A 22,795-nucleotide genomic window follows, 5' to 3' on the forward strand; every position below is an offset into this window, starting at 1 on the left:
TAATTAAAATTTAAAATATTCTTTTGCATTGTTATATGAAATATCAGAAACCATTTTTCCAATCCATTCCATATCAGCAGGAAGTTCACCTCTTTGAATTTCATCTCCAAGAAGATTACAAAGAATACGTCTAAAATATTCGTGTCTTGGGAAAGATAAGAAGCTTCTTGAATCAGTAAGCATACCAACAAAACAGCTGATTAAACTCATGTTTGAAAGAGCATTCAATTGTTTCGTCATTCCGTCTTTTTGATCTAAGAACCACCATCCTGAACCGAACTGTACTTTTCCTCGTACACTACCATCATTGAAGTTTCCAATCATAGTAGCCATAACTTCGTTATCAGCAGGATTTAAATTATAAATAATAGTTTTTGTTAATTTATCTTTACTGTCTAATGTATTTAAGAAAGCAGATAATTTTTGAGCCTGTGGGTAATCCCCAATAGAGTCCCAACCTGTATCAGGACCTAAAATCCTGTGCATACGTGCATTATTGTTACGTAAAGCACCTAAGTGAAACTGCTGGACCCATCCTAATTCATGATAAGTTTCACATAAAAACAATAATACAGCACTTTGGAATTTCAATGCTTCTTCCGGACTAACATCCTGATTTTCTCTTTTCTTTTTGAAGATTGCATTAATCTCAGATTCAGTGAAGTTTTCGAAATAAATCTGATCTAAACCATGATCACTTAATTTACATCCGTTTTCATTGAAAAACAGAATTCTTTTTCTTAAGGCATCAAGCAAATCAGCATATGTATTAATAGTTACTCCGGCAACATTACCTAAAGTATCTAAATATGCGTTATAACCATCATTTGAAATTAAAATAGCTTTATCAGGTCTGAAAGCTGTGCTCATTTTAGTTTCAAAAGGGTTGCTGTTCAATTTTTGGTGAAACTCTAAAGTATCAATTGGATCTTCAGTAGTACAAACTAATTCAGCATTTACTTTTTTAAGAAGGTTTCTTGTACTGTATTCAGGTGAATTTACTTTTGCAGAAGCTTCTTCATATATTCTTTCAGCTGATTTCTCATTTAGTAAATCGTAAATATCAAAGTAACGCGCTAATTCTAAGTGAGTCCAGTGGTACAACGGATTACGCATTGTATACGGAACTGTTTTTGCCCAATTTAGAAATTTATCTTTATCAGCACCGTTTCCTGTAATGAACTGCTCATTAATACCCAATGTACGCATTGCACGCCATTTGTAGTGGTCTCCGTTTATCCACACATTTGTGATATTGTCAAAAATTTTATCTTCAGCAATAAACTGTGGATTTAAATGATTGTGATAATCAATGATCGGCTGATTTTTTGAGTAGTTATGATACAACTCTTCAGCGTATTTATTTTCAAGTAAAAAATTATCGTTTATGAATGTTTTATTAGAGCTCATGTCTTTTAATATAATAGAAAATTATTCTTCGTTTGACGGTTTTCCAATGGTCGCAAGAATTCCGCCATCTACGTATAAAATATGGCCGTTTACAAAATCACTGGCCTTTGATGATAAAAATATTGCTGCACCGGCTAAATCACTTGGATCACCCCATTTTGCAGCCGGAGTTCTGCTAATGATAAAATCATTAAACGGATGTCCGTCAACTCTAATTGGTTTTGTCTGCTCAGTTGCAAAATAACCAGGTCCGATTCCATTAATCTGAACATTGTATTTTGCCCACTCCGTTGCCATGTTTTTAGTCAGCATTTTTAAACCACCTTTTGCAGCAGCGTAAGCAGAAACGGTATTTCTTCCCAACTCGCTCATCATAGAGCAAATATTGATGATTTTCCCTTGTCTTCTTTCAATCATTCCTTTTGCAACATGCTTGGAAACGATAAATGGACTTACTAAATCAATATCCACAACCTCTCTGAAATCAGAAACTTCCATTTCAAGTAAAGGAATTCTTTTAATGATTCCAGCGTTATTAATCAGAACATCGATTGGCCCAACTTCGCTTTCAATTTTCGCTACAGCAGCGCTAACTTCTTTTTCTTCTGTTACATTAAATTTGTAACCAACAGCATTAATTCCTTCACTTTGAAGTTCTTTTACAGCTATGTCAATTTTTTCCTGAGAAGAATTCCCATTCACAACGATAGTTGCTCCAGCCTGACCTAATCCTTTTGCCATTGCCATTCCCAGACCGTGTGTACTTCCTGTAATAAGGGCAACTTTTCCTTTTATATCAAATAAATTTGTCATTATTATCTTAAATCAGTGATTTTACAAACATCCATATCTCCGTAATCTAAATTCTCTCCTGCCATTCCCCAGATAAAAGTATAATTACTTGTTCCTGAACCTGAGTGAATAGACCAAGGCGGAGAAATTACAGCCTGATGATTGTTCATCCAGATATGTCTTGTTTCTTGTGGCTGTCCCATAAAGTGACAAACCGCCTGATTTTCCGGAATATCTAAATAGAAATAAACCTCCATTCGACGATCATGAACGTGTGCCGGCATTGTATTCCAAACGCTTCCTGGTTTCAATTCTGTCATCCCCATTTGCAATTGGCAAGTTGTAACCACACTTCCAATAATCATTTGATTAACGGTACGGTGGTTAGCTGTTTCCATTGTCCCTAATTGCAATTTATTAGCTTCAGCTAAACTTACTTTTTTAGTTGGATAAGTTGTATGAGCCGGAGCTGAATTCAAATAGAATTTTGCAGGATTACTACTATCATCACTTTTGAAGATTACTTCTTTGTTTCCGCTACCGATGTACAAAGCATCTTTAAAACCTAACTCATAAGTTGTTCCTTCTACAACAACAGAACCACTTCCTCCAACATTGATAATCCCTAACTCTCTACGCTCTAAAAAATAAGGTGCTTTTAACGGATCGATTGTATCCAAAGATAAATCACCTTTTACAGGAACTGCAGACCCTGCAATATATCTGTCATAGTGAGAGTAAACCAACACTACTTCATCCTCCTGCATTAAGTCATCAATTAAGAATTCTTCTCTCAATTGCTGCGTATCATATTTTTTTACAGCTTCTGGGCTTGATGCGTATCTTGAACTATATTTTGTCATAATTTTAAATTAATGTAATCGATTGCACAAAATTATATTTTTATATTTAAATATCATAATAGAAACGAAAAATTATTTGTGTAAATATTACACTTCTACCTTTTTCATCCTCGGAACTAAAATATGCATAATAAACCAGGCCAATAAATAAGATGCTCCACAAATGCAGAACATAATAAAATATCCTGTTTCTATTTTACCTATTTTAGTATAATAAACGAACATGTTCTTTTGAACCAGTAAAGTTAGCAAAATTCCTCCAAGCGCCCCGAACATTCCTCCAATTCCTGTAACAGAAGCTGTTGCTTTTTTAGGAAACATATCTGATACCGTTGTAAAAATATTAGCACTCCAGGCCTGATGCGCTGAAACTGCCAAACCAATCACTAAAATTGCCCACCACATATTGATAGTTCCTAAATACTGAGAAAATAGCACAGGTAAAACAGCAAACGCATAAATTAGCATACTTGTTTTGCGAGCTTTATAAGCCGGCCTGTTTTTTTCAATTAATTTCAATGGAAGCCAGCCTCCAAAAATACTTCCAACACTTCCAATAACATAAACTAAAGCACATGGCCAAATAATTTCAGTTGCAGAAAGTTTGTATTGCTTCATCAGAAAATCAGGCAACCAGAATAAATAAAACCACCATACAGGATCGGTCAATAATTTTCCAATTGCAAAAGCCCAGGTTTGACGAAAAGACAACAATTTCAACCATGAAACTTTCCCGGTATCTTCAGCTTCAATAACATCTGCTTTATCAGCATTAATATATTCAAGCTCTGCCTGTGACAAACGTTTTTGTTTATGAGGCACTTCATACAAAACGAACCATAATGCCAACCAAATAAAACCGATAATTCCAGTTGCAATAAAAGCCCATTGCCAACCATAATTTTCAGCGATAAAGGGCACAGACAAAGGAACAATTATTGCCCCAATATTACTTCCAGAATTAAAAATCCCCGTTGCCAGAGCACGTTCTTTTTGAGGGAACCATTCAGCCGTTGCTTTTATTGCTGCGGGAAAATTCCCTGCTTCAGTAATTCCTAAAAAAACACGTGCAATTAAAAAACCTCCAGTTCCGGTTGCAAATGCGTGCCCTACAGCAGCCAAACTCCACAAACCGGTTGCAATTGCATAACCTAATTTTGTACCTAACTTATCAATAACCCCTCCTGCAACGAGCATTCCGAGTGCATAGGCAATTTTAAAAGCCAATTCTATATTAGAGTAATCTATAACCTCCTGTTCGGGAGTCCAATGAAAGGCTTCTGCTAAAAAAGGCCTTAAATAACTGATTACATTTCGATCTAAATAATTTACGGTAGTAGCAAAGAAAACTAAGCTACAGATGGTCCAGCGATATTTCCCTATCACTGCATTGGTTTGGTTCATAATTTTGGTTGGTTTGGTTGGTTAGTGCTAGCATGAAAATCTTTTAAAGATCTGTAATTGGTCTATATTTTGGCACTAAGGTTTTCATTACAAACCAGCCAATCAAGTAACAAACCGCACAGATAGAGAAAATAATCATATATCCTGAATTGATACCATTAACAACAGTATCTCCTGAATCATGCAATAATTTTAAAAATTCATCTAAATTAGCAACTCCCTTTTCTTTTAAGAAAGCCGTTTCAGTTTCGGGATTTAAAAATTGAGGATATTTTTCTAATAAAGACTGTCCATTTATTACGCTCCAGTTTCTTTGCGTAAAATCAAATAAAACTCCTGAACCTTTGTTAATTAAAGTAGATCCTAAACCTCCTGCTAAACCACCAATACCTGTAATAGTAGCAATTGCTTTTTTAGGAAACATATCTCCAACAGTTGTAAAAATATTAGCTGACCAAGCTTGGTGAGCAGCACCTGAAATACCAATGATAATTACTGGTACCCAATAACTGATATATCCTAAAGGCTGTGCTGCTAATGCCAACAATGGAAAAAATGCAAAAATTAACATCGCTTTCATTCTTCCTTCATAAGGATTCATTCCTTTCTTATCAACAAAATAAGTTGGTAACCATCCGCCAATAATTGAAAGTAACGTAATTCCGTAAAGTACGAATAATGCGAATTGTCCATCTGGATCAGAAGATTTTATTCCATACACTGAGCTTAAATAAGCGGGCATCCAGAATAAAAAGAACCACCATACACCATCAGTCATGAATTTTCCAAATGCAAATGCCCAAGTTTGTTTGTATTTAAAACAATCTTTAAAAGTTACTTTAGTAGCAGTTTCAGGAACGTAACCTGCTATTTTACTATCAGCAATGTCATCCTGCTGAATGTATGCTAATTCGGCAGCATTAACTCTTAACTGGTTTTCTGGTTTTTCATACATAAACTTCCAAAAACCCATCCACAAAAATCCTAATGCACCGATTATAATAAAAGACATTTCCCAACCCCATAAATCAGCAATAACAGGAATTGTTAAAGGAGCTGCTAATGCACCAATGGTTGCTCCTGCATTAAAGATACTTGTTGCAAACGCCCTGTCTTTTTTAGGAAAATACTCAGCTGTTGTTTTAATAGCTGCAGGAAAGTTTCCTGCTTCTCCAACTGCCAAAACAAAACGGGCAAAAATGAATAAAGCAACACTCACATTAATAATTAATGCTGTATCTTTTACAGTACTGATTACTTCTTTTGCTCCGTGAAATCCAACAAACCAATTTCCTGTAATTATCCCTGATGTTGCAATACCTGCAAAAGCATGTAAACAAGCTCCTAAAGACCATATACCAATAGCCCAAAGGAAACCTTTTTTAGTATCCATCCAATCAACAAAACGACCAGCAAACAACATACTTACAGCATAAAATATAGAAAATAATGCAGTAATATTTCCATAATCATTGTTAGTCCAGTGAAATTCAGGAGCAATAAAATCTTTCCATGTCAATGATAGAACTTGTCTGTCCAAATAATTAATGGTTGTTGCAAAAAACAACAATGCACAAATACTCCAGCGATAATTTCCAATAGATTGGTTGTTTTGACTCATAGTAACTATGTTTGTTTTGGTTATTTAAAACCTTTTAATTAATTAAAAATGTATTTTTTACAATTACAAACAAACGTAATATTTTCATATTAACCATAAGTTTTTAAAATATAATTAATTTGCAAACAAAAGCTAAAAATGTAATCGATTGCACAAATATAGGTTTAAATACTTAGATTCCAAATAAATTACTTAAAAAATTATTTCACCCAAAAATTTAAACATATATTGCAAAAAAACAGATTCAAAATTACACATTAAACAATACATTTGTTAAATCAATCTCTCGAAAACACAGAATCAAAACACTGATATAAAACCAAATAAAACTTGCTAACAATATGCCTTTACATCGATTTCGTTTATTGAATATTCCAACATAGAAAATTCATAATAATTCGAAATTTTCAAACTCAAAACTACTTAAGTATTATAAAAATCTAACACTTTAAAAATTGAAAACATTGAAGAAAAATAATCTAAAAAAATGCTGTTTAATATGCTGTTTCGCATTTGGATTTATACAAAATTTACATTCTCAAAATAAAATCCTGCCTCTTTGGAAATCCATTCCAGACGAAATTAAATCTTCTGAGTACAAAGAAAAAGAAGTTATAAAGGAAGGAAAAATCCAAAGCACGAGCTTAGTAACCATTCCAACTTTAAGCATTTTTATCCCGAAAGAAACAAAACCTAATCAAACTGCTGTTATTATTTTTCCCGGCGGAGGATATTCTCACTTGTCAATGGATAAGGAAGGGACTAAAGTTGCAGAGTGGCTAAACAGTTTAGGCATTGTGGCTTTTGTTTTAAAATATCGTTTACCGAGCGATCAAATTATGAAAAACAAAACAGTCGGTCCTTTGCAGGATGCACAAGAGGCTGTTCGGTATGTTAGGTCTAATGCTGTAAAATGGAATATCGATCCTAATAAAATTGGTACAATGGGGTTCTCTGCAGGCGGACATTTAGGTTCAACACTGGCAACACATTTTGACGACAAAACCTATGAATCAAAATTCAACACTAGTGCCAGACCTGATTTTTCAATATTAATTTATCCAGTAATCTCAATGGACAGCAATATCACCCACAAAGGTTCACAAATGAATTTGTTGGGAAAAGATCCTTCGCAAGCGATTATTGATAATTTTTCGAATGACAAAAGAATTACACCACAGACACCTCCGACATTTTTAATTCATGCTTCTGATGATGGTGCCGTTTTACCTGAAAACAGCATCAATTATTATTTAGGTTTAAAAAAGAATAACGTTTCAGCCGAATTACATATTTATGAAAAAGGAGGCCATGGTTTTGGTTTAGGTGTAAAAGACACCAGCCAATTTTGGACTAATGCCTGCAAAGAATGGCTAAAAACCAACAATTACATTTTCTAAACATACTGTAAATCATAAAATTATCTAAAATCAGTTTTAATTAATTCATATATCGGGAAAAGTCGATATATTTGCATCATGGAACAAATTGAAATTTTTAAGGCATTGTCTAATAAGTCCAGATTACAAATGCTGGAATGGCTAAAAGAACCTGAGCTTAACTTTCCGGATCAAATTACTGCAGGATTTGAACATGGAGTCTGCGTGGGACAAATACAAGCCAAGGCAGGCCTTACACAATCAACAGTTTCTGAATATTTGTCAATTCTTCAGCGCGCAGGATTCATAGAATCTACCCGTGTTGGGCAATGGACATACTACAAACGCAACGAAAGTGCCTTTGAAGCACTCAGTAAATTAATTCAAAATAATTTGTAAATTACTATGAGTATAAACAGCCTGTTTTCTCCATTTAACTTAAAAACGTTACATCTTAAGAATAGAATCGTAATGGCGCCAATGACGCGCTCTTTTTCCCCAAACGGAACTCCAACCGAACAAGTTGCTTCATACTACCAAAAAAGAGCTGAAGGCGAAGTTGGACTAATATTATCTGAAGGAACTGTTATTGACAGACCATCATCATCAAACGATGCAAATGTCCCACATTTTTATGGTAATGAAGCTTTGAAAGGATGGAAAAAAGTCATCGATGGAGTTCATACCGCCGGAGGTCAGATGGGTCCGCAAATCTGGCATATGGGAATTATGGATAATCACCATTCAGGATGGGTTCCTCCTGTTCCTTTTGAAGGTCCGTCAGGATTCAATCGTCCTGATTTCAGAAATGGCATTGCCATGTCTGAAAAAGATATTGAAAATACTATTTTAGCTTTTGGAAAAGCTGCTGCTGATGCCAAAAGATTAGGTTTTGACACTATCGAAATTCACGGTGCTCACGGTTATTTGATTGATCAGTTTTTTAGAGCCGAAACCAATTTACGCGAAGATATTTACGGTGGAAAAACTTTACCGGAGCGTAACCGTTTTGCTATTGAGGTTGTAAAAGAAATCAGAAAACAAGTTGGAAATGATTTTGCTGTCATTATGCGATTCTCTCAATTTAAGCCTTCAGATTACAATTATAAACTGGCTAAAAATCCGCAGGAATTAGAAACTTGGCTTACTCCTCTTATTGATGCTGGGGTTGATATTTTACACTGTTCCCAACGTCGTTTCTGGGAACCTGAATTTGAGGATTCTGACTTAAACTTTGCCGGATGGGCTAAAAAAGTAACCGGAGCTCCAACTATTACAGTTGGTTCAGTTGGTCTTTCAAGTGATTTCTTTGGTGCTTTTGCAGGAGAAAGTTCTGAGCCGACTTCTTTAGAAGAATTAAACAGACGTTTCGACAGAGGCGATTTTGATTTGGTTGCTGTTGGAAGACCGCTTTTATCGGATCCAAACTGGGTTGCTAAAATTAAAGCCGGAAAAACAGATCAGTTGAAAGGTTTTAGTAAAGAAGCTCTGGGAGCATTAGTTTTAGAATAATTTCAAAAGTTATCAATTAAAAATTACCTTTGCAGTCAAATGAAATTCTTGAACAGCATATTACGCCTTCCTTTTTTCAGCACTTATTATTATGCAATAATACTTGCTCGGAAAGGCTATGCATATAATTCAACGTATTCGCGATTGTAAATTAAAAAGATAAATTATATATCAACCTTAAAGCCCGGGCATTATTGTCCGGGCTTTTTTTATTTTAACAAAAAATGGAAACAATTCAAAAACTTAAAGAAAACGTAGAAATCTTTTTGCCTGAAAATGGTTTGGAAGAAAAATTAAAACAAGTAGAAAAAGAAAACAGAAAACTTATCATCAAACTAGGTTTTGACCCAACTGCACCTGATCTTCATTTGGGACATGCTGTTGTGTTAAAAAAGCTAAAACAATTTCAGGATTTGGGACATCAAATCGTAATTTTGGTAGGAAGCTTCACTGCCCAAATTGGTGATCTAACCGGAAAAAATAAAAGCAGAAAACCTTTGACATCTGAAGAAGTCAAACATAACGCAGAAACTTATATTGCCCAATTATCAAAAATTATTGATATTGAAAAAGCTCAAATTGTTTTTAATTCAGAATGGCTTGATCAGCTTTCTTTTTCTGAAGTTATTCAAATTATGTCGAATGTAACAGTAGCTCAGTTAATGCACAGAAATGATTTTAACAAACGATTCACTGAGAACACACCCATTGCCATGCATGAACTAGTTTACCCAATTCTACAGGGATTTGATTCGGTAAAAATTAATGCCGATATCGAAATCGGAGGCACCGATCAATTGTTTAACTGCACAATGGGAAGACAATTGCAGGAAAGCTTCAAAATGCCTTCTCAAATTGTAATGTGCATGCCTTTGTTGAAAGGTCTTGATGGAAAAGAAAAAATGAGTAAATCGCTTCATAATACAATCGGTTTAATTGACGAACCAAATGAAATGTTTGGCAAAACAATGTCAATTCCTGATAATCTCATTTTAGAATTTCTAGAATTGGCAACTGATTTTTCATTCGAAGAAAAGCAAGAAATAAAGAAAAGATTAGAAGTTGAAAATCCAATGAACATTAAAAAATTGATTGCTAAAAATATTATCATTCAATACCATGATGAAAATAAGGCAGATGAAGCAGAAGATTTCTTTGCAAATCAATTTCAAAATAAAAATTTTAGTACAAAATCTTTTATTCCAATTTTGATTTCTTCTTTATCAAATGAGTCAGAAAATATAGCGTTAATAGAACTTTGCACTTTGTTAAAGAAAGACATTACAAAATCGGCTAATCGAAGATTAATTGAAAGCGGTGCAGTTCAAATCAATAATCTGAAAATTACACATGCTTATGAGTTGATTCAATTAAAAAAAGAAACAAAAATTAAAATTGGAAAGAGAAACTTTTATGAATTAAAATGATTGATTTTGTTTAAATGGGGTAAACTTAAAATTTATCCCATTTATAATTAATCTTCATCATCAGATTCAAAGAAATCATTTGGATTAAAAGAAATATCATCATCCGGATCTTTGTCAAGTGCATTTACTCCGGGCGGATTAAATAATCCCCAACTGTCTTTAATATAATTCCAAACATCAAAACTCGCAACCCAGTCAATAAACAACAACCGGAATTCATCAATTGTACTTCGCAATAAATCTATGTAATCAGTATCCGTAATACCTTCTTCATAACGTAAACTTCCTGCCTGTACATATAACTCACGTGCTGCTTTACGAATAATTGCAGCATTTTCCATTCTAAGATCATACAAATCCCCTCCTTCTGCTCCTGCAACTTTTATCGGCAAAATCATAGCATTTCCCAACATAAACCGAACTGTCATTTCCTGTAAAAATTCATTATCAGAAGGAATTATCTGCACCAATCCTTCTGTTAATTTATAAATTTGTTCTGCCTTTTGGTATATTGACATATTATTAATTCGATCTAACTCTGACATTTTTATCGTTTTTTATTTCAGTAGACATTAAACATCACGTCTAAAAAATATTGAAAAATTAAATTTGAAAAAATATTTTAATCTCGACAATCTATAGCAAATAAAGATGCACAACAGTGCATCTCTACATATAAAAACTTGATACGATTCTTTATTCCACAACAACTTTACGCTTTTGAAATTTATTTTGTAACCATTTTCTAACCGGTTCGTCATAAAATTTCAAACATATAAAAGCGATGATTACACTCGCAACTAAAACTCCTATCCCCACTAAATATCCGTCTTCTAACGAAATTTTATTATCTACCACCCAGGCAGAATACCAATAAATCAGCGGATAATGTGTGATATAAAGCGGATACGAAATATCACCCAAAGCTTTGCAAATTTTAAGTGAAAATGGATTTTTTATTTCTCCTCCTGCGCCAATAGATACAATCAAAGGAAACACAAGAATAATACAAAAAGATTCATACAGCCCGTTCATCCAAAGACTGTTCTCGTCTCCAATTCTCGGAATCGTCAAAACAATTGCGATTAATATGCTACACACCCAAAAAGCTCCTTTTATATGAATCAATTTTCCTAAACGGGAAAGCAGAATTCCGGCGAAAAAAGGATATAATAAACGGGTAAAACCAATATTCATTTGTTCCAGATCTAAGGACCATCCTCCAATAACATCACCTTTAGGGCCAAAAACAGTGTAATTAATCAGCATACCCGCAAATATTAAAACAAAGATTCCGAGCACTTTATTTGAAAATTTACAGAATAACAAAGCATATAAAATATTAGCAATATATTCGAAAAAAAGTGACCATGCCGGTCCATCAAGCGGATGCATTTCTCCCCAGCCTCTAATATCCATAGCCTTTGGAACCGGAATCAGAGTAAAACCGATCAGCATCACTAACAACAATTTCCATACTGGCATTCCTGCAATTTGTGGAAATAAATTATCCGAAGCCTGAAAATAATAAAAAACTGCTCCGATAATCATTCCCATAATTACCATAGGCTGCAGTCGGATTAAGCGTCTTTTGTAAAACTCCCATTGGCTCATTTTTCCCCACCGGTCATCATATGCATATGCTACAACAAATCCGGATAAAAGGAAAAAGAAATCTACTGCAAGGTAACCGTGATTGATAATTTGTTTAAAACGGTTTCCTAATGCAAATGTTTCGAAAACATGGAAAGCAACTACTAAAATCGCTGCTACGCCACGCAGGCCGTCTAAAATTTCATAATGTTTTTTGGATTTGATTTCATTAAAAGTTAAACTCATAAAAATATTTTTGGTGGTTAGATAGTTAATTTTATTTTTTGGCGGAGTCTAAAATAGCTAAATTAAGCTGAAGTTTTTCAACAAACAGAAACTTCGTTTTTACAATTCTGAAAATTACTCTTCTTCAACGGTAATTTTTTTAAAAGTAAAGCTGCAACTTTTTTACAATTGCAGCTTTACAACCAACCAATTTAGAAAATGAAATTATTGAAGTGAAAAACTCACTTTAGATTTTATATCCGTTGAAGATGCTCCGACAATAGCTTCAAATGCTCCCGGTTCAGCAACCCAGCCGTGTTTTTTATCATCAAAAAAGCTTAAAGCTGTTTTATCAACTGTAAAAGTTACCGTTTTTTCTTCTCCCGCCTGAAGCAAAATTTTCTCAAATCCTTTTAATTCTTTTATCGGACGCGGCAATGAAGATTTTAAGTCACTGATATAAAGCTGAACAATCTCTGAACCTTCCCTCTTACCTGTATTTTTTACTTTCACAGAAAATGTAATTTGATCATTCGCCCCAATTTGTTTTTTATCAGCAGTTACTTTTCCGTATTCGAAAGTGGTATAACTTAATCCATGACCGAAAGAAAATAATGGTTTTACTTTTTGTTTTTCGGCCCAGCGGTAACCAACGAAAATCCCTTCATTATATTTAACCTCATCACCACCCGGAAATTCTCCTAATGCGTGCGCTCCGTTATCCGATAATTTTACCGGAAAAGTAAAAGTTAATTTTCCCGATGGATTCACATCCCCAACCAAAACAGCTGCCAAAGCATTTCCGGCTTCAGTACCTAAAAACCATCCCTGAACAATTCCGGGAACTTCTTTTACCCACGGCATCGCTACAGCATTTCCTGAAATATTTACAAAAACCACATTTTTATTTACTTTAACCAATTCACTTATTAGTTTATCCTGATTGTATGGAAGGTTTAATTCTTTACGATCATATCCTTCATCATCCTGGTTGGGACTTTTGTTCAGTCCTCCAATAAAAAGAACGACATCAGCATCTTTTGCAATTTTTAATGCCTCAGCAGTCAATTCAGCCTCAGAACGTTTTTCTTCCAAACTTACTTTTGCAACAACTCCATTATAATTACTGGTTGGATCTCCAACATAACCTCGGGCATAAACGATTTCAGCCTGATTACCTATTCTTTTCTTCAGTCCTTCAAGCGGAGTGATTTCGTATCTTGCTTTAAGTGAAGAACTTCCTCCTCCGACTGTCATCATTTTTATTGCATTTTCTCCTATAACAACAATCTTTTTAGTTTTAGAAAGATCAATTGGTAAAACATTGTTTTTGTTTTGAAGCAATACGATTCCTTCTTCTGCAATTTTCAATCCTGCTTTAGCGTGTTCTTCTGTTCCAAATGATCCAAAAGGACGATTCTTATTCATATTTGTCAGGAAGGACAAACGCAAAATACGACGTACTTTTTCGTCTAATTCTTTTGTTCCTACTTCTCCTTTTGCAATCATGTCTGCATACGGTTTTGCCAGATAGTAGTTGTCATACGCATTACTGGTTCCCCATGTAAGTCCGTTTGTCCAGGAACCAAACTCCATATCCAAACCATTATGAATGGCTTGTTTAGTGTCGTGAACACCTCCCCAATCGGAAACAACCACCCCTTTAAAACCCCATTCCCCTCGAAGGATATCATTTAGTAAAAATTCATTATGGCAGCATTGCTGTCCTTTGTATTTATTGTAAGATCCCATAATTGCCCACACTTCACCTTCCTGAACAGCCGCTTTAAAAGCAGGCAGATAAATTTCATATAAGGCACGATCATCCACAATTACGTTTACCGAATTACGATTGGTTTCCTGATTGTTTAAAGCAAAATGTTTTACACAAGCGGCTACTCCAATTGACTGAACCCCTTTAATGTAAGGAACTACCATTTTTGAAACCAGAAAAGGATCTTCGCCCATGTATTCAAAGTTACGGCCATTTAAAGGGCTCCTGTAAATATTCACTCCCGGGCCTAAAAGCACATTTTTATTACGATAACGTGCTTCTTCACCTATTGATTTTCCATACAACAATGCTAATTCTTTGTTCCAACTTGCAGATAAAGCTGTAAGAGCGGGAAATGCAATACATGAATCGTTGGTCCAGCCAGCCTGCTCCCATTCGTCCCATTTTACTTCAGTACGAATTCCGTGTGGACCGTCTGTCATCCAGTTTTCCGGAATTCCAAGACGCGGTACACCAGGTGAGCTGAATTTAGACTGTGCATGAATCATCGCAATTTTTTCGCTGGTCGTCATTCGCGAAAGCGCATCTTCTAAACGTTCATTAATTGGCTTTTTATCATCCAGATAAATTGGAATTTTATTTTGTGCTTTAATTCCAAAAGAGATCAGCAATAATAAAACACTTATTGCTTTAACGTTTTTAAACATAACTTTTAATTTTTTTGTCCGTACTAAAATGAGGTTTTCTAAATAGTATGGTAAAACTAAAACGTTATCGTATTCGTAGGAATTCTAAATAAAAAAAGTAGTGATTTTAAAAATTAAATCACTGAAAACAAATATTTTAGTTTCAAAAAAGCAATAAAAAAAGTAGTGCTTTTAAAATCATAAAATCAGGCTTTTAACGAAATCAAACCTATTTTCATCACCATTTCTTCAAAGCCATTTCGGGAAACTACGGCCTTGTTTCTGGCTCTGGTACGATAATTATAAATAGTACTTAAAGAGTAACGAAGAAATGCTGCAATTTTCACACTATCGGTTATTCCGAGTCTGATCAATGCAAAAATTCTAAGTTCTGTATTGAGTACTTCTCCTTGTTTCAATACAATTTGTTCTTCTTTTATGAGCAAAGCATTAAAATCTTTCACGAAAGTGGGATACAAACTCAAAAAGATAATGTCGAAATTTTTGTATAATTCTTCCAGTTCATTATCAACCAGAGTAGTCGATTTCAACATTTTGTAAATCTCATCAAATTGTCTGGCCGTCGCTTTTTTGTTTAAAATCACGCGATAATTTTCCAGTTTGTTGATGTACGCAGAACACAAATTGAAGAAATGTGCAATGTATTCTTCCTTAATATGATTGGACTCCGACAATTGGGCATTACGTTCCTGAAGCTGATTATTGGTTTCTGAAATATCTTTGTTTAATTCGGCCAGTTTCTGACTGGTTTCATAAAGTTCTCCACGAATTCTGGATACTTTTTTCATTTGCTTGTAAACGTAAATAACCGCTGCAATCAAAAACAGCGATAGCAGACTAATACAAAGAAGGTAAACTTTAAGCTCAGCTTTTCGTTGGGCTTCACGTTCTAAATAAGCTGTATTGATAATGGAATACACCTGAGACATTAGGAGGGTACGAAACTGTACATTACAAAAAAGCGCATCCTCAATAGCAGATTGTGTTAATTTGTAAGCCATATCCACATCGCCAGTTTTATAGAAAACCAGTGCAAGTTCCTGTAGTGAAGCGTTATCTTTTATGGCTTGCTTAATATCTGAAGTTGCAGAAAGAGCATAATATTTCTTTCTTAACTCTACCGGGCCTTTGGCTTCATAAATGCTTCCTAAAAGATAGGTAATCATGGCATATTGCGGATTTCCGTCTTTGGTTACTTTCAGCAAATCCATTAATTCTTTTTCAGCAATATCAAACTCCTTGTAATAAATATTTCGCTGAATTTTATTGATTTTATAGTCTAAAGAATTAGGTTTTAAAACAACCAGCAATGAATCACGGTATTTGCCTATTTGCTCAATAAACACCTTACTGACACTATTTGCGTTATAATGCTCATAAAATTCACGGTACACAACATAGTAATTAGGCAGCAATGATTTGTCTAATTCTTTTTTACTGATACTTTTTAAAATGGATTCAGATTCACGGTATTTTCCAGATGAAGAATAAAGATTTGCTAATTGCAGCTGCGACAGGTCCAGTAAATCTTTTTTCTTAAGCTCAGCTGCTATTTTAAGGTTTTTCTTTACATAATGAATAGCAGAATCTGAGTTGAATTTCTGATATTCATTATATAAAGCATTGTTGTAATTGTATTCCTGTTCTTTTGATAAATCCTTAGATTTTATCTTTTTGAAATTTAAAATCCGTTCTTCTTTTAAACGTACATAATGCTGTTTGTTTTTGATAGCGCCATTTAGTCTTTCTAAAATAACATCTGTACTATCCGATGAATAAACCGGAAAGTGAACCAGAAGGATTATAAAAAACAGAAAATATTTTTTCAAGTGGCAATGAGATTTATAATTACAATATTAAAGAATTTAATTTTTAATTATACACTGCAATTGGCGCTCTCAGACAACTTTCAGGAATATCAAATGCATTTACCAGAGAAACCGCATCAGGCCTGATATCCCAGCAAAGCTGATTGACTATTTTACGGATTGCTTTGGTTTTTACAGCTTCCATATATCCATCCTCCAAATACCAGGCTTTGTTTTTTTCTATTTGCGAAAGCGCATACAGCTGATTTAATTTCAATAAAATTTCTTTTGTTTTTAAATCTTCTGTTTTTTCAATGGCGATTTGAAACTGCTCTAAAATCACACGCTCTAAATAAGCCGTAGCAACTTCAATCATTTGGTGCTGAACCACATTAAAAGCATCATAAGCTTCTAAACCGTTATCAACCAATTTCTTAATGCGTTTTGCAGCCGATGCTAAAATCGTTCTTTCGCGATGCTGAAAAGCCTGTAAATGAAACTGATAATCCAGTAAATGTTCTTCGTCTGTTCTTCTGGTTGCAATCGGATTTTTTTCTGCTATGGCGATTTTGGCATTTTCAAACACATAATTGATGATACCCAAAGATCCCATTTCTCCAAATGCTTTTCTGAATTCTGCCAGCCTGTTTTTGGCTACTAATTGCATCAAAACAGTGTTATCTCCTTCAAAAGTGGTATAAATTTCAGTATCATTTTTCAAGGCATCAATTCGGTTTTCAGACAAATAGCCTTTTCCGCCACAGGCCTCACGGCATTCCTGCAAAATATCCCTGGTACTCCATGTAGAATACGATTTCATTCCGGCAGCCAGAGCTTCAATATCCTGCATTTCAGATTCGGTTCTGTTTAAAAAACGGCTCGTAAGATATTGTAAGCCAAAATGTACCGCATAAGTTTTGGCTAACGGAATAAGCAATCGGCGCTGATGCATTCTGTAATTTAAAATTGGCACTTCAGATCCTCCTTCGGGACCAAATTGTCTTCGCTGATCACTATATCTGATGGCAATTGTAAGCCCTGATTTAGCAGCCGACAATGCCGAACGCGGAATTCCGATTCTACCGCCTACTAAAGTCCCCAGCATAGTAAAAAAACGTCTGTTATCACTCGGAATCGGGCTTTCGAATTCACCTTTGTCGTTTACAGAAGCAAAACGATCCAGCATATTTTCTTTTGGAATCACCACATTATCAAAACTAATTTTTCCGTTATCAACACCATTCAATCCCATTTTATGCCCGCAATCACCAATAGTAACACCTTCTAAAGTATTACCGTTTGTATCTCGTAACGGAACTACAAAGGCATTTACACCATAATCGTGACCATCAATAATCAGTTTGGCAAAAACAGTAGCCATTTGTCCGTGAACGGCAGCGTTACCAATGTATTCTTTTTGTGCTTTTTCGTGTGGTGTGTGAATGACAAAAGTCTGATCGCTGTGATTATAAGTTGCTGTAGTTTCCAGCCCTTTTACATTTGAACCGTGATGTGTTTCGGTCATCGCAAAACAACCCGGAAGTTTTAATGCGCCAATATCTTTAAGGTATTTTGCATAATGTTTTTCGGTTCCCAGTGACTGAACACTCATTCCCCAAAGTCCAAACTGAACACCAAATTTTATTACCAGACTCAAATCATGATAACTCAGCGTTTCCATAATTGCAAAATAATCCGCAATGTTTTCGCCACCTCCATATTGCTTTGGATACGCCATGTTTCCGAGGTTTTCATCAGCTAAAATTTTGCACCAATCGTATACTTTTTGGCGATAGACATTTATATCTGTAGAAGTTTCATAAGCAAACTCAGGTCTTGAAATAATTGATTTTACCCTTTTGATAATAGCTGCCTGTTCTCCATCCAGAATTTCAGTTAATTTCTGAACATCAAAATTATCATTGGTCTGAGAACTGGCGGTAAAAGAACCTGCCTTTGTTTTGAAATTCAGAATTACCTCTTCACCTAAAACCCCAAGGTCATTTTCCAGTTTTTTAAAATTCAGCTCTAAAGCTGCAATATTCGAGTCCTTATCAGAAAGTGCTGCTGCAATATCAAAAATTGACTTTATAGAAGATTTATCCTTAATAGTTCTCTCAATATCCGATTTCCATTGCGTGAGTTCATTTCGCGAAGGCGGATTAGAAATATCCACTTTCGAAAGAAGATATTGCTGTTCTTCAGCTGAAAGCAGTGTTAGAGAAGTAATAAATTCGCGTAAGGTCGTAAACTCTTTTTGAGTTAAAAGATCATCAGACCAAACTAGATATAAAAGTGGTATAAAAGCCTTAATTTTTAAATTCTCCATGGTAAACTAACTTATAATTTTGTCTGTGGTTAAATTAAGACAATTAATTGACCTGTTCTAAAAATTGCTTTCAATTAAGATTTTTTTCACATTTAAAGAATCACAAATAAAGCTCCATTATTGTAAATTCCTGACCTGCTTTATCAAACGTTTGAAAAGTGTCTTTCATCCCCAGTTTTTCATAAAAAGCTTTTTTATTGCTTCTTGCATTGCACCAGATTCTTTTCAAATTCTTTTTTTGAGCCAGACCGAAAATGTGTTTTAAAAGTTCAGAAGCTATTCCCTTTCCCTGATATTCGGGTAAAGTAGCAAGTTTTCTAAACTGCATTTCATCATCTGAAATAAAGCAGGACACAATTGAAACCATCTTATCTTCTGTAAAAACACCAAAATGCAAACCGAATTCATCTTCTACTAACTGAACAAATTCAAAAGGCTGTTCCGGCCACATTACTTCGTGTCTTATCTGCCAGGTGTCTGAACCTTTAATTTCTTTTATTACCATTTTAAAAAATAAAAACCGTCTGAATCAACAGGAAACAGACGGCTCTAATTTAGTTTATTTTTGTTTATTATTTAACTTCTGATAATCCGCGGGTTAGCCAGCCTCTTTTATTTGCCGTAACAAGTGCGTAAGGTGCAATCCAGAATAATCCAAAAGTGTAAAAAATGCTGTAAGAATATGCCCAAAATGCCTCTGAAAAACTATATCTTTTTGCATAGAATATAACCGGAAAACTGGATACAATTAATATGGCTAAAAATGTTGAACTCAGAAATAATAACGGATGAGTAACAATAAGAAACAGCATAAACAACAATAACGGAAAGGTCATAATCTGTTTCAGAGACTGGTTCATAAATAAAAGTCTTGCTCCAAATTTAGATTCATTTCTAAAATTCTTAAAAACATATTGTCCCATCATGAGATTCTCACGGACATTACTTCTTCCCCATCTGATAAACATTTTATACAAACCAGTATATTCTTCAGGTACGCTAGTTAACACCACCGCATTTTTTTGAAATAAAACGTGATACCCTTGTTTTAATATCATATTGGTCATTGCACGATCCTCGCCGATATCAGAAGGCTGTCCCATAAAAGTCTGATTAATCCATTCCAGAAGGCATCCAAACACAGCTGTTTTTCTGTAAGCTGCTGCTGCTCCTGGTGTACAAAGAACAGAACCTAACATACTTTCTGCCGAGCGCACGAATTCAAAACTCATTACAAAACTCACGTTAAGCATTTTTGGAAGTATTGCTTTTTTATTGTTCAAAACCTGAACATTTCCTGCAACGGCTCCGCATTTTTCATCTACAACAAACGGGCTGACTAAATTTCGCAAAGTATCTTTTTTTACAATTGAATCACTATCTACCGTTACAAAAATCTCTCCTGTACCAAGTTCAAATCCGCGGTATAGGGCGTGACGTTTTCCTTTGTTTTCAGGCTGTTGAAAAATGGTAAGACGATCACCCAGTTTTAGTTTTGCCTGCTGCATCCAATACCATGTATCATCTTTGCTTCCGTCATCAATTGCCAGCAGCTGCATTTTTTCTTCAGGGAAATCACTTTCTGCAAGACTCAATAAAGTATCCCAAACCAATTTTCCTTCATTGTAAGCAGGAACAATTACAGTACAGGTTGGCAGCAAATCGTCTGTAACCGATTCGATTGGTTTGTATCGAAAATACAGGTAAACATTATATAGAAAAACACCCGTTTGAAAGAAAAACAATAAAATCGTTACAATGAGAAACGGATAACCCCATGTCGAATTTATTCTTTCGATATGAAACTGATCAAAATCTGACTGGAATTCATATACAAAAAAGGCTCCTGTAAGCATTAAAATAAAACTGATTATGAGTACAGCAATCCCCAATGGGCTTGAAGTTTTTTCATCATGATTTTTTGATTTATTCTGAAAATTAAAAATCGAACTTTTTACTGTAAGTTCTTCTTTATGGATTTCACTAAGAGTTGAGGCGTAAAATTGGTCTGAAGTAATTGTCTCGCTTTTCATTATGGTCGTATTATCTATTTCTATCTAAAATGGCTTTTATTTCTAATTCTCTCTGTCTTGTTTCTATTTTTAGAGAATTATTATAACCGTGATTTTACAAGGCTTATGCCATTAGATTTTTGAACTGATAATTAAACAATTAGCTTTTTTATCAAAATTCAATGTGTGTATTTATTACACACTTTACGAAACACTATACACTTTTTGTTTGTTTCCAGGCAAGTTAAAAATCTTCAAACTACCTGCTAAAAAGAAAAAACCGCCTAATCCTAAAAAGGAAAAAGCGGTTTTGAAAATTAATATATAACCTTGAAGATTATAAAATATAATCTGTATTGATGAAATTAGACTCTTTACTGTTTAATAACTCCTGAAGGATTTCATTATTATAATCAATATCTTTTGAAGCAACAAACGTACGGATTGAGAATGAACGTAATGCATCCGGAATACTCAAAGTTCCTACTGCAGAATCCTTACGCCCTGTGAACGGGAATGCATCCGGACCTCTCTGACAAGAACTGTTCAGGTTTACCCTGCACACTAAATTTACCAAAGCATCGATAAGCGGAGCCAGCGTTTTGATGTTTTTTCCAAACAAACTTACCTGCTGTCCGTAATTTGATTCTGCCATATCTTCAAGAGGTTCATTGATATCTTTGAAAGAAATGATTGGAACTACTGGCCCAAACTGCTCTTCATGATACACTCTCATCTCTTTATTTACAGGGAATAAAACCGAAGGAAAAATATAATTTTCAGTATGTTTTCCTCCTTTTTCATTCAATATTTTTGCTCCTTTTGCTTTAGCATCATCGATTAACCCCTGAATGTAAGCCGGTTTTTCTGGTTCAGGAAGCGGAGTTAAAGAAGCTCCTTTTTCCCAAGGATTTCCGAATACCAAAGCATCAACTTTTTCAGAAAAACGTTTATTAAATTCTTCAGCAATTGACTCGTGTACATACAATACTTTTAAAGCCGTACAACGCTGACCATTAAAAGATAATGCACCCGTAATGCATTCCTGAATAGCCAAATCTAAATCGGCATCCGGTAAAATGATAGCCGGATTTTTAGCTTCCAGACCTAAAATCAGACGTAATCTGTTTTTGTTTGGATGCTGATCCTGTAAGGCAATTGCAGATTTACTATTTCCGATTAAAGCCAGTACATCAATTTTTCCTGATTTCATAATTGGAGAAGCGACTTCACGGCCTCTTCCGTAAACGATATTGATAACCCCTTTTGGAAAACTGCTTCTAAATGCTTCCAATAATGGTGTAATACAAAGAACTCCATGTTTTGCAGGTTTAAAGATTACAGCATTCCCCATAATCAACGCAGGAATCAGTAATGAGAAAGTTTCGTTAAGAGGATAGTTATATGGACCTAAACACAATACAACTCCAAGAGGTCCACGGCGAATCATGGCATGTACTCCCTGAACTTTAGAAAAATGCGAACTGCGTCTGTTTAATTCTTTATAACTATCAATAGTATCCTGAATATATTCAACTGTTCTGTCAAATTCTTTCTGTGAGTCACCAAGGTTTTTTCCAATTTCCCACATCAAAAGTTTAACCACCTCTTCGCGGGTTTCTTTCATCTGTTTTACGAAATTTTCCATGCATTTGATACGGTCAATCACTTTCATGGTTGGCCATAATCCCTGTCCCTTGTTATAAGCGGCAGTAGCAGCTTCAACAACCTCAGCGGCTTCTTTTTCTGCCATAAACGGAATAGATCCTAATAATGTCGGTGCATATTTCTCTGTAGATGATATCGTAGAAAAAACAGGTGTAGTTTGTCCTGTCCATTTTTTTAATTCCCCGTTTACAAGATATGTATCTTGGTTTACAAGGGTTTTAATTTGATACTCCTCTGGTATAAAACTCATAATCTGGTAATTTTAAGTTGGTTATTTAATAGTTTTAAAAGAAAAAGAGGCTTTTGCGCC

At 34.7% G+C, this 22,795-nt stretch carries 17 protein-coding genes; 4 read left to right on the forward strand and 13 right to left on the reverse strand.

All coding sequences use genetic code 11. The features are described from left to right. Window positions 1–3 precede the first annotated feature (3 nt). From uxaC to GWR14_RS06685, 5 genes are all read right to left on the reverse strand, one after another. Window positions 4–1,410, reverse strand: coding sequence for a glucuronate isomerase (gene uxaC / locus GWR14_RS06665; protein ID WP_163408253.1), 1,407 nt, complete (start codon window positions 1,408–1,410; stop codon window positions 4–6). Window positions 1,411–1,431: 21 nt separating this feature from the next. Beyond that, the gene (locus tag GWR14_RS06670; protein ID WP_163408254.1) at window positions 1,432–2,223 is read right to left on the reverse strand and encodes a gluconate 5-dehydrogenase; all 792 of its coding nucleotides are present in this window, start codon (window positions 2,221–2,223) and stop codon (window positions 1,432–1,434) included. Window positions 2,224–2,225: 2 nt separating this feature from the next. Beyond that, window positions 2,226–3,065, reverse strand: coding sequence for a 5-dehydro-4-deoxy-D-glucuronate isomerase (gene kduI, locus GWR14_RS06675; protein WP_163408255.1), 840 nt, complete (start codon window positions 3,063–3,065; stop codon window positions 2,226–2,228). Window positions 3,066–3,152: 87 nt separating this feature from the next. Next, window positions 3,153–4,469, reverse strand: coding sequence for an MFS transporter (locus GWR14_RS06680; protein WP_163408256.1), 1,317 nt, complete (start codon window positions 4,467–4,469; stop codon window positions 3,153–3,155). Window positions 4,470–4,512: 43 nt separating this feature from the next. Continuing rightward, a complete protein-coding gene (locus GWR14_RS06685; RefSeq protein ID WP_163408257.1) occupies window positions 4,513–6,090 on the reverse strand; it encodes an MFS transporter in 1,578 nt (525 codons plus the stop codon). A 464-nt stretch (window positions 6,091–6,554) separates the two neighbouring features. Here GWR14_RS06685 and GWR14_RS06690 point away from each other — a divergent pair, with 464 nt between their 5' ends. The 4 genes from GWR14_RS06690 (at window position 6,555) to tyrS (ending at window position 10,408) form a co-directional block, all read left to right on the forward strand. Next, the gene (locus GWR14_RS06690) at window positions 6,555–7,490 is read left to right on the forward strand and encodes an alpha/beta hydrolase (protein ID WP_246236294.1); all 936 of its coding nucleotides are present in this window, start codon (window positions 6,555–6,557) and stop codon (window positions 7,488–7,490) included. Between the two features lie 78 nt (window positions 7,491–7,568). Continuing rightward, window positions 7,569–7,868, forward strand: a complete 300-nt coding sequence (locus GWR14_RS06695) for an ArsR/SmtB family transcription factor (protein WP_163408259.1) — start codon at window positions 7,569–7,571, stop codon at window positions 7,866–7,868. A gap of 6 nt (window positions 7,869–7,874) precedes the next feature. Continuing rightward, window positions 7,875–8,981 (forward strand): NADH:flavin oxidoreductase, encoded by a 1,107-nt coding sequence (locus tag GWR14_RS06700; RefSeq protein WP_163408260.1) that lies wholly within the window; start codon window positions 7,875–7,877, stop codon window positions 8,979–8,981. 224 nt (window positions 8,982–9,205) lie between these two features. Further along, window positions 9,206–10,408: a tyrosine--tRNA ligase gene (gene tyrS, locus GWR14_RS06705; RefSeq protein ID WP_163408261.1), complete on the forward strand. Its 1,203-nt coding sequence runs from the start codon at window positions 9,206–9,208 to the stop codon at window positions 10,406–10,408. A gap of 47 nt (window positions 10,409–10,455) precedes the next feature. On the opposite strand, the gene GWR14_RS06710 is transcribed toward tyrS, so the two are convergent. From GWR14_RS06710 to GWR14_RS06745, 8 genes are all read right to left on the reverse strand, one after another. Continuing rightward, window positions 10,456–10,953: a hypothetical protein gene (locus GWR14_RS06710; protein WP_223150966.1), complete on the reverse strand. Its 498-nt coding sequence runs from the start codon at window positions 10,951–10,953 to the stop codon at window positions 10,456–10,458. A 151-nt stretch (window positions 10,954–11,104) separates the two neighbouring features. Then, window positions 11,105–12,247: an acyltransferase family protein gene (locus GWR14_RS06715; protein WP_163408262.1), complete on the reverse strand. Its 1,143-nt coding sequence runs from the start codon at window positions 12,245–12,247 to the stop codon at window positions 11,105–11,107. A gap of 204 nt (window positions 12,248–12,451) precedes the next feature. Then, on the reverse strand, window positions 12,452–14,668 hold the full coding sequence (locus GWR14_RS06720; RefSeq protein ID WP_163408263.1) for a glycoside hydrolase family 3 C-terminal domain-containing protein: 2,217 nt from the start codon (window positions 14,666–14,668) through the stop codon (window positions 12,452–12,454). A 185-nt stretch (window positions 14,669–14,853) separates the two neighbouring features. Further along, on the reverse strand, window positions 14,854–16,497 hold the full coding sequence (locus GWR14_RS06725; protein ID WP_163408264.1) for a DUF6377 domain-containing protein: 1,644 nt from the start codon (window positions 16,495–16,497) through the stop codon (window positions 14,854–14,856). Between the two features lie 43 nt (window positions 16,498–16,540). After that, window positions 16,541–18,805 (reverse strand): acyl-CoA dehydrogenase family protein, encoded by a 2,265-nt coding sequence (locus GWR14_RS06730; protein WP_163408265.1) that lies wholly within the window; start codon window positions 18,803–18,805, stop codon window positions 16,541–16,543. A 100-nt stretch (window positions 18,806–18,905) separates the two neighbouring features. Further along, on the reverse strand, window positions 18,906–19,310 hold the full coding sequence (locus GWR14_RS06735) for a GNAT family N-acetyltransferase (RefSeq protein ID WP_163408266.1): 405 nt from the start codon (window positions 19,308–19,310) through the stop codon (window positions 18,906–18,908). A gap of 67 nt (window positions 19,311–19,377) precedes the next feature. Beyond that, window positions 19,378–20,838, reverse strand: a complete 1,461-nt coding sequence (locus GWR14_RS06740) for a glycosyltransferase (RefSeq protein WP_163408267.1) — start codon at window positions 20,836–20,838, stop codon at window positions 19,378–19,380. A gap of 316 nt (window positions 20,839–21,154) precedes the next feature. Beyond that, entirely contained in the window at window positions 21,155–22,735 is a 1,581-nt protein-coding gene (locus GWR14_RS06745; protein WP_163408268.1) for an NADP-dependent glyceraldehyde-3-phosphate dehydrogenase, read from the reverse strand. Between the last annotated feature and the right edge of the window lie 60 nt (window positions 22,736–22,795).

This window comes from Flavobacterium ajazii (assembly GCF_010614725.1).
Lineage (GTDB): Bacteria > Bacteroidota > Bacteroidia > Flavobacteriales > Flavobacteriaceae > Flavobacterium > Flavobacterium ajazii.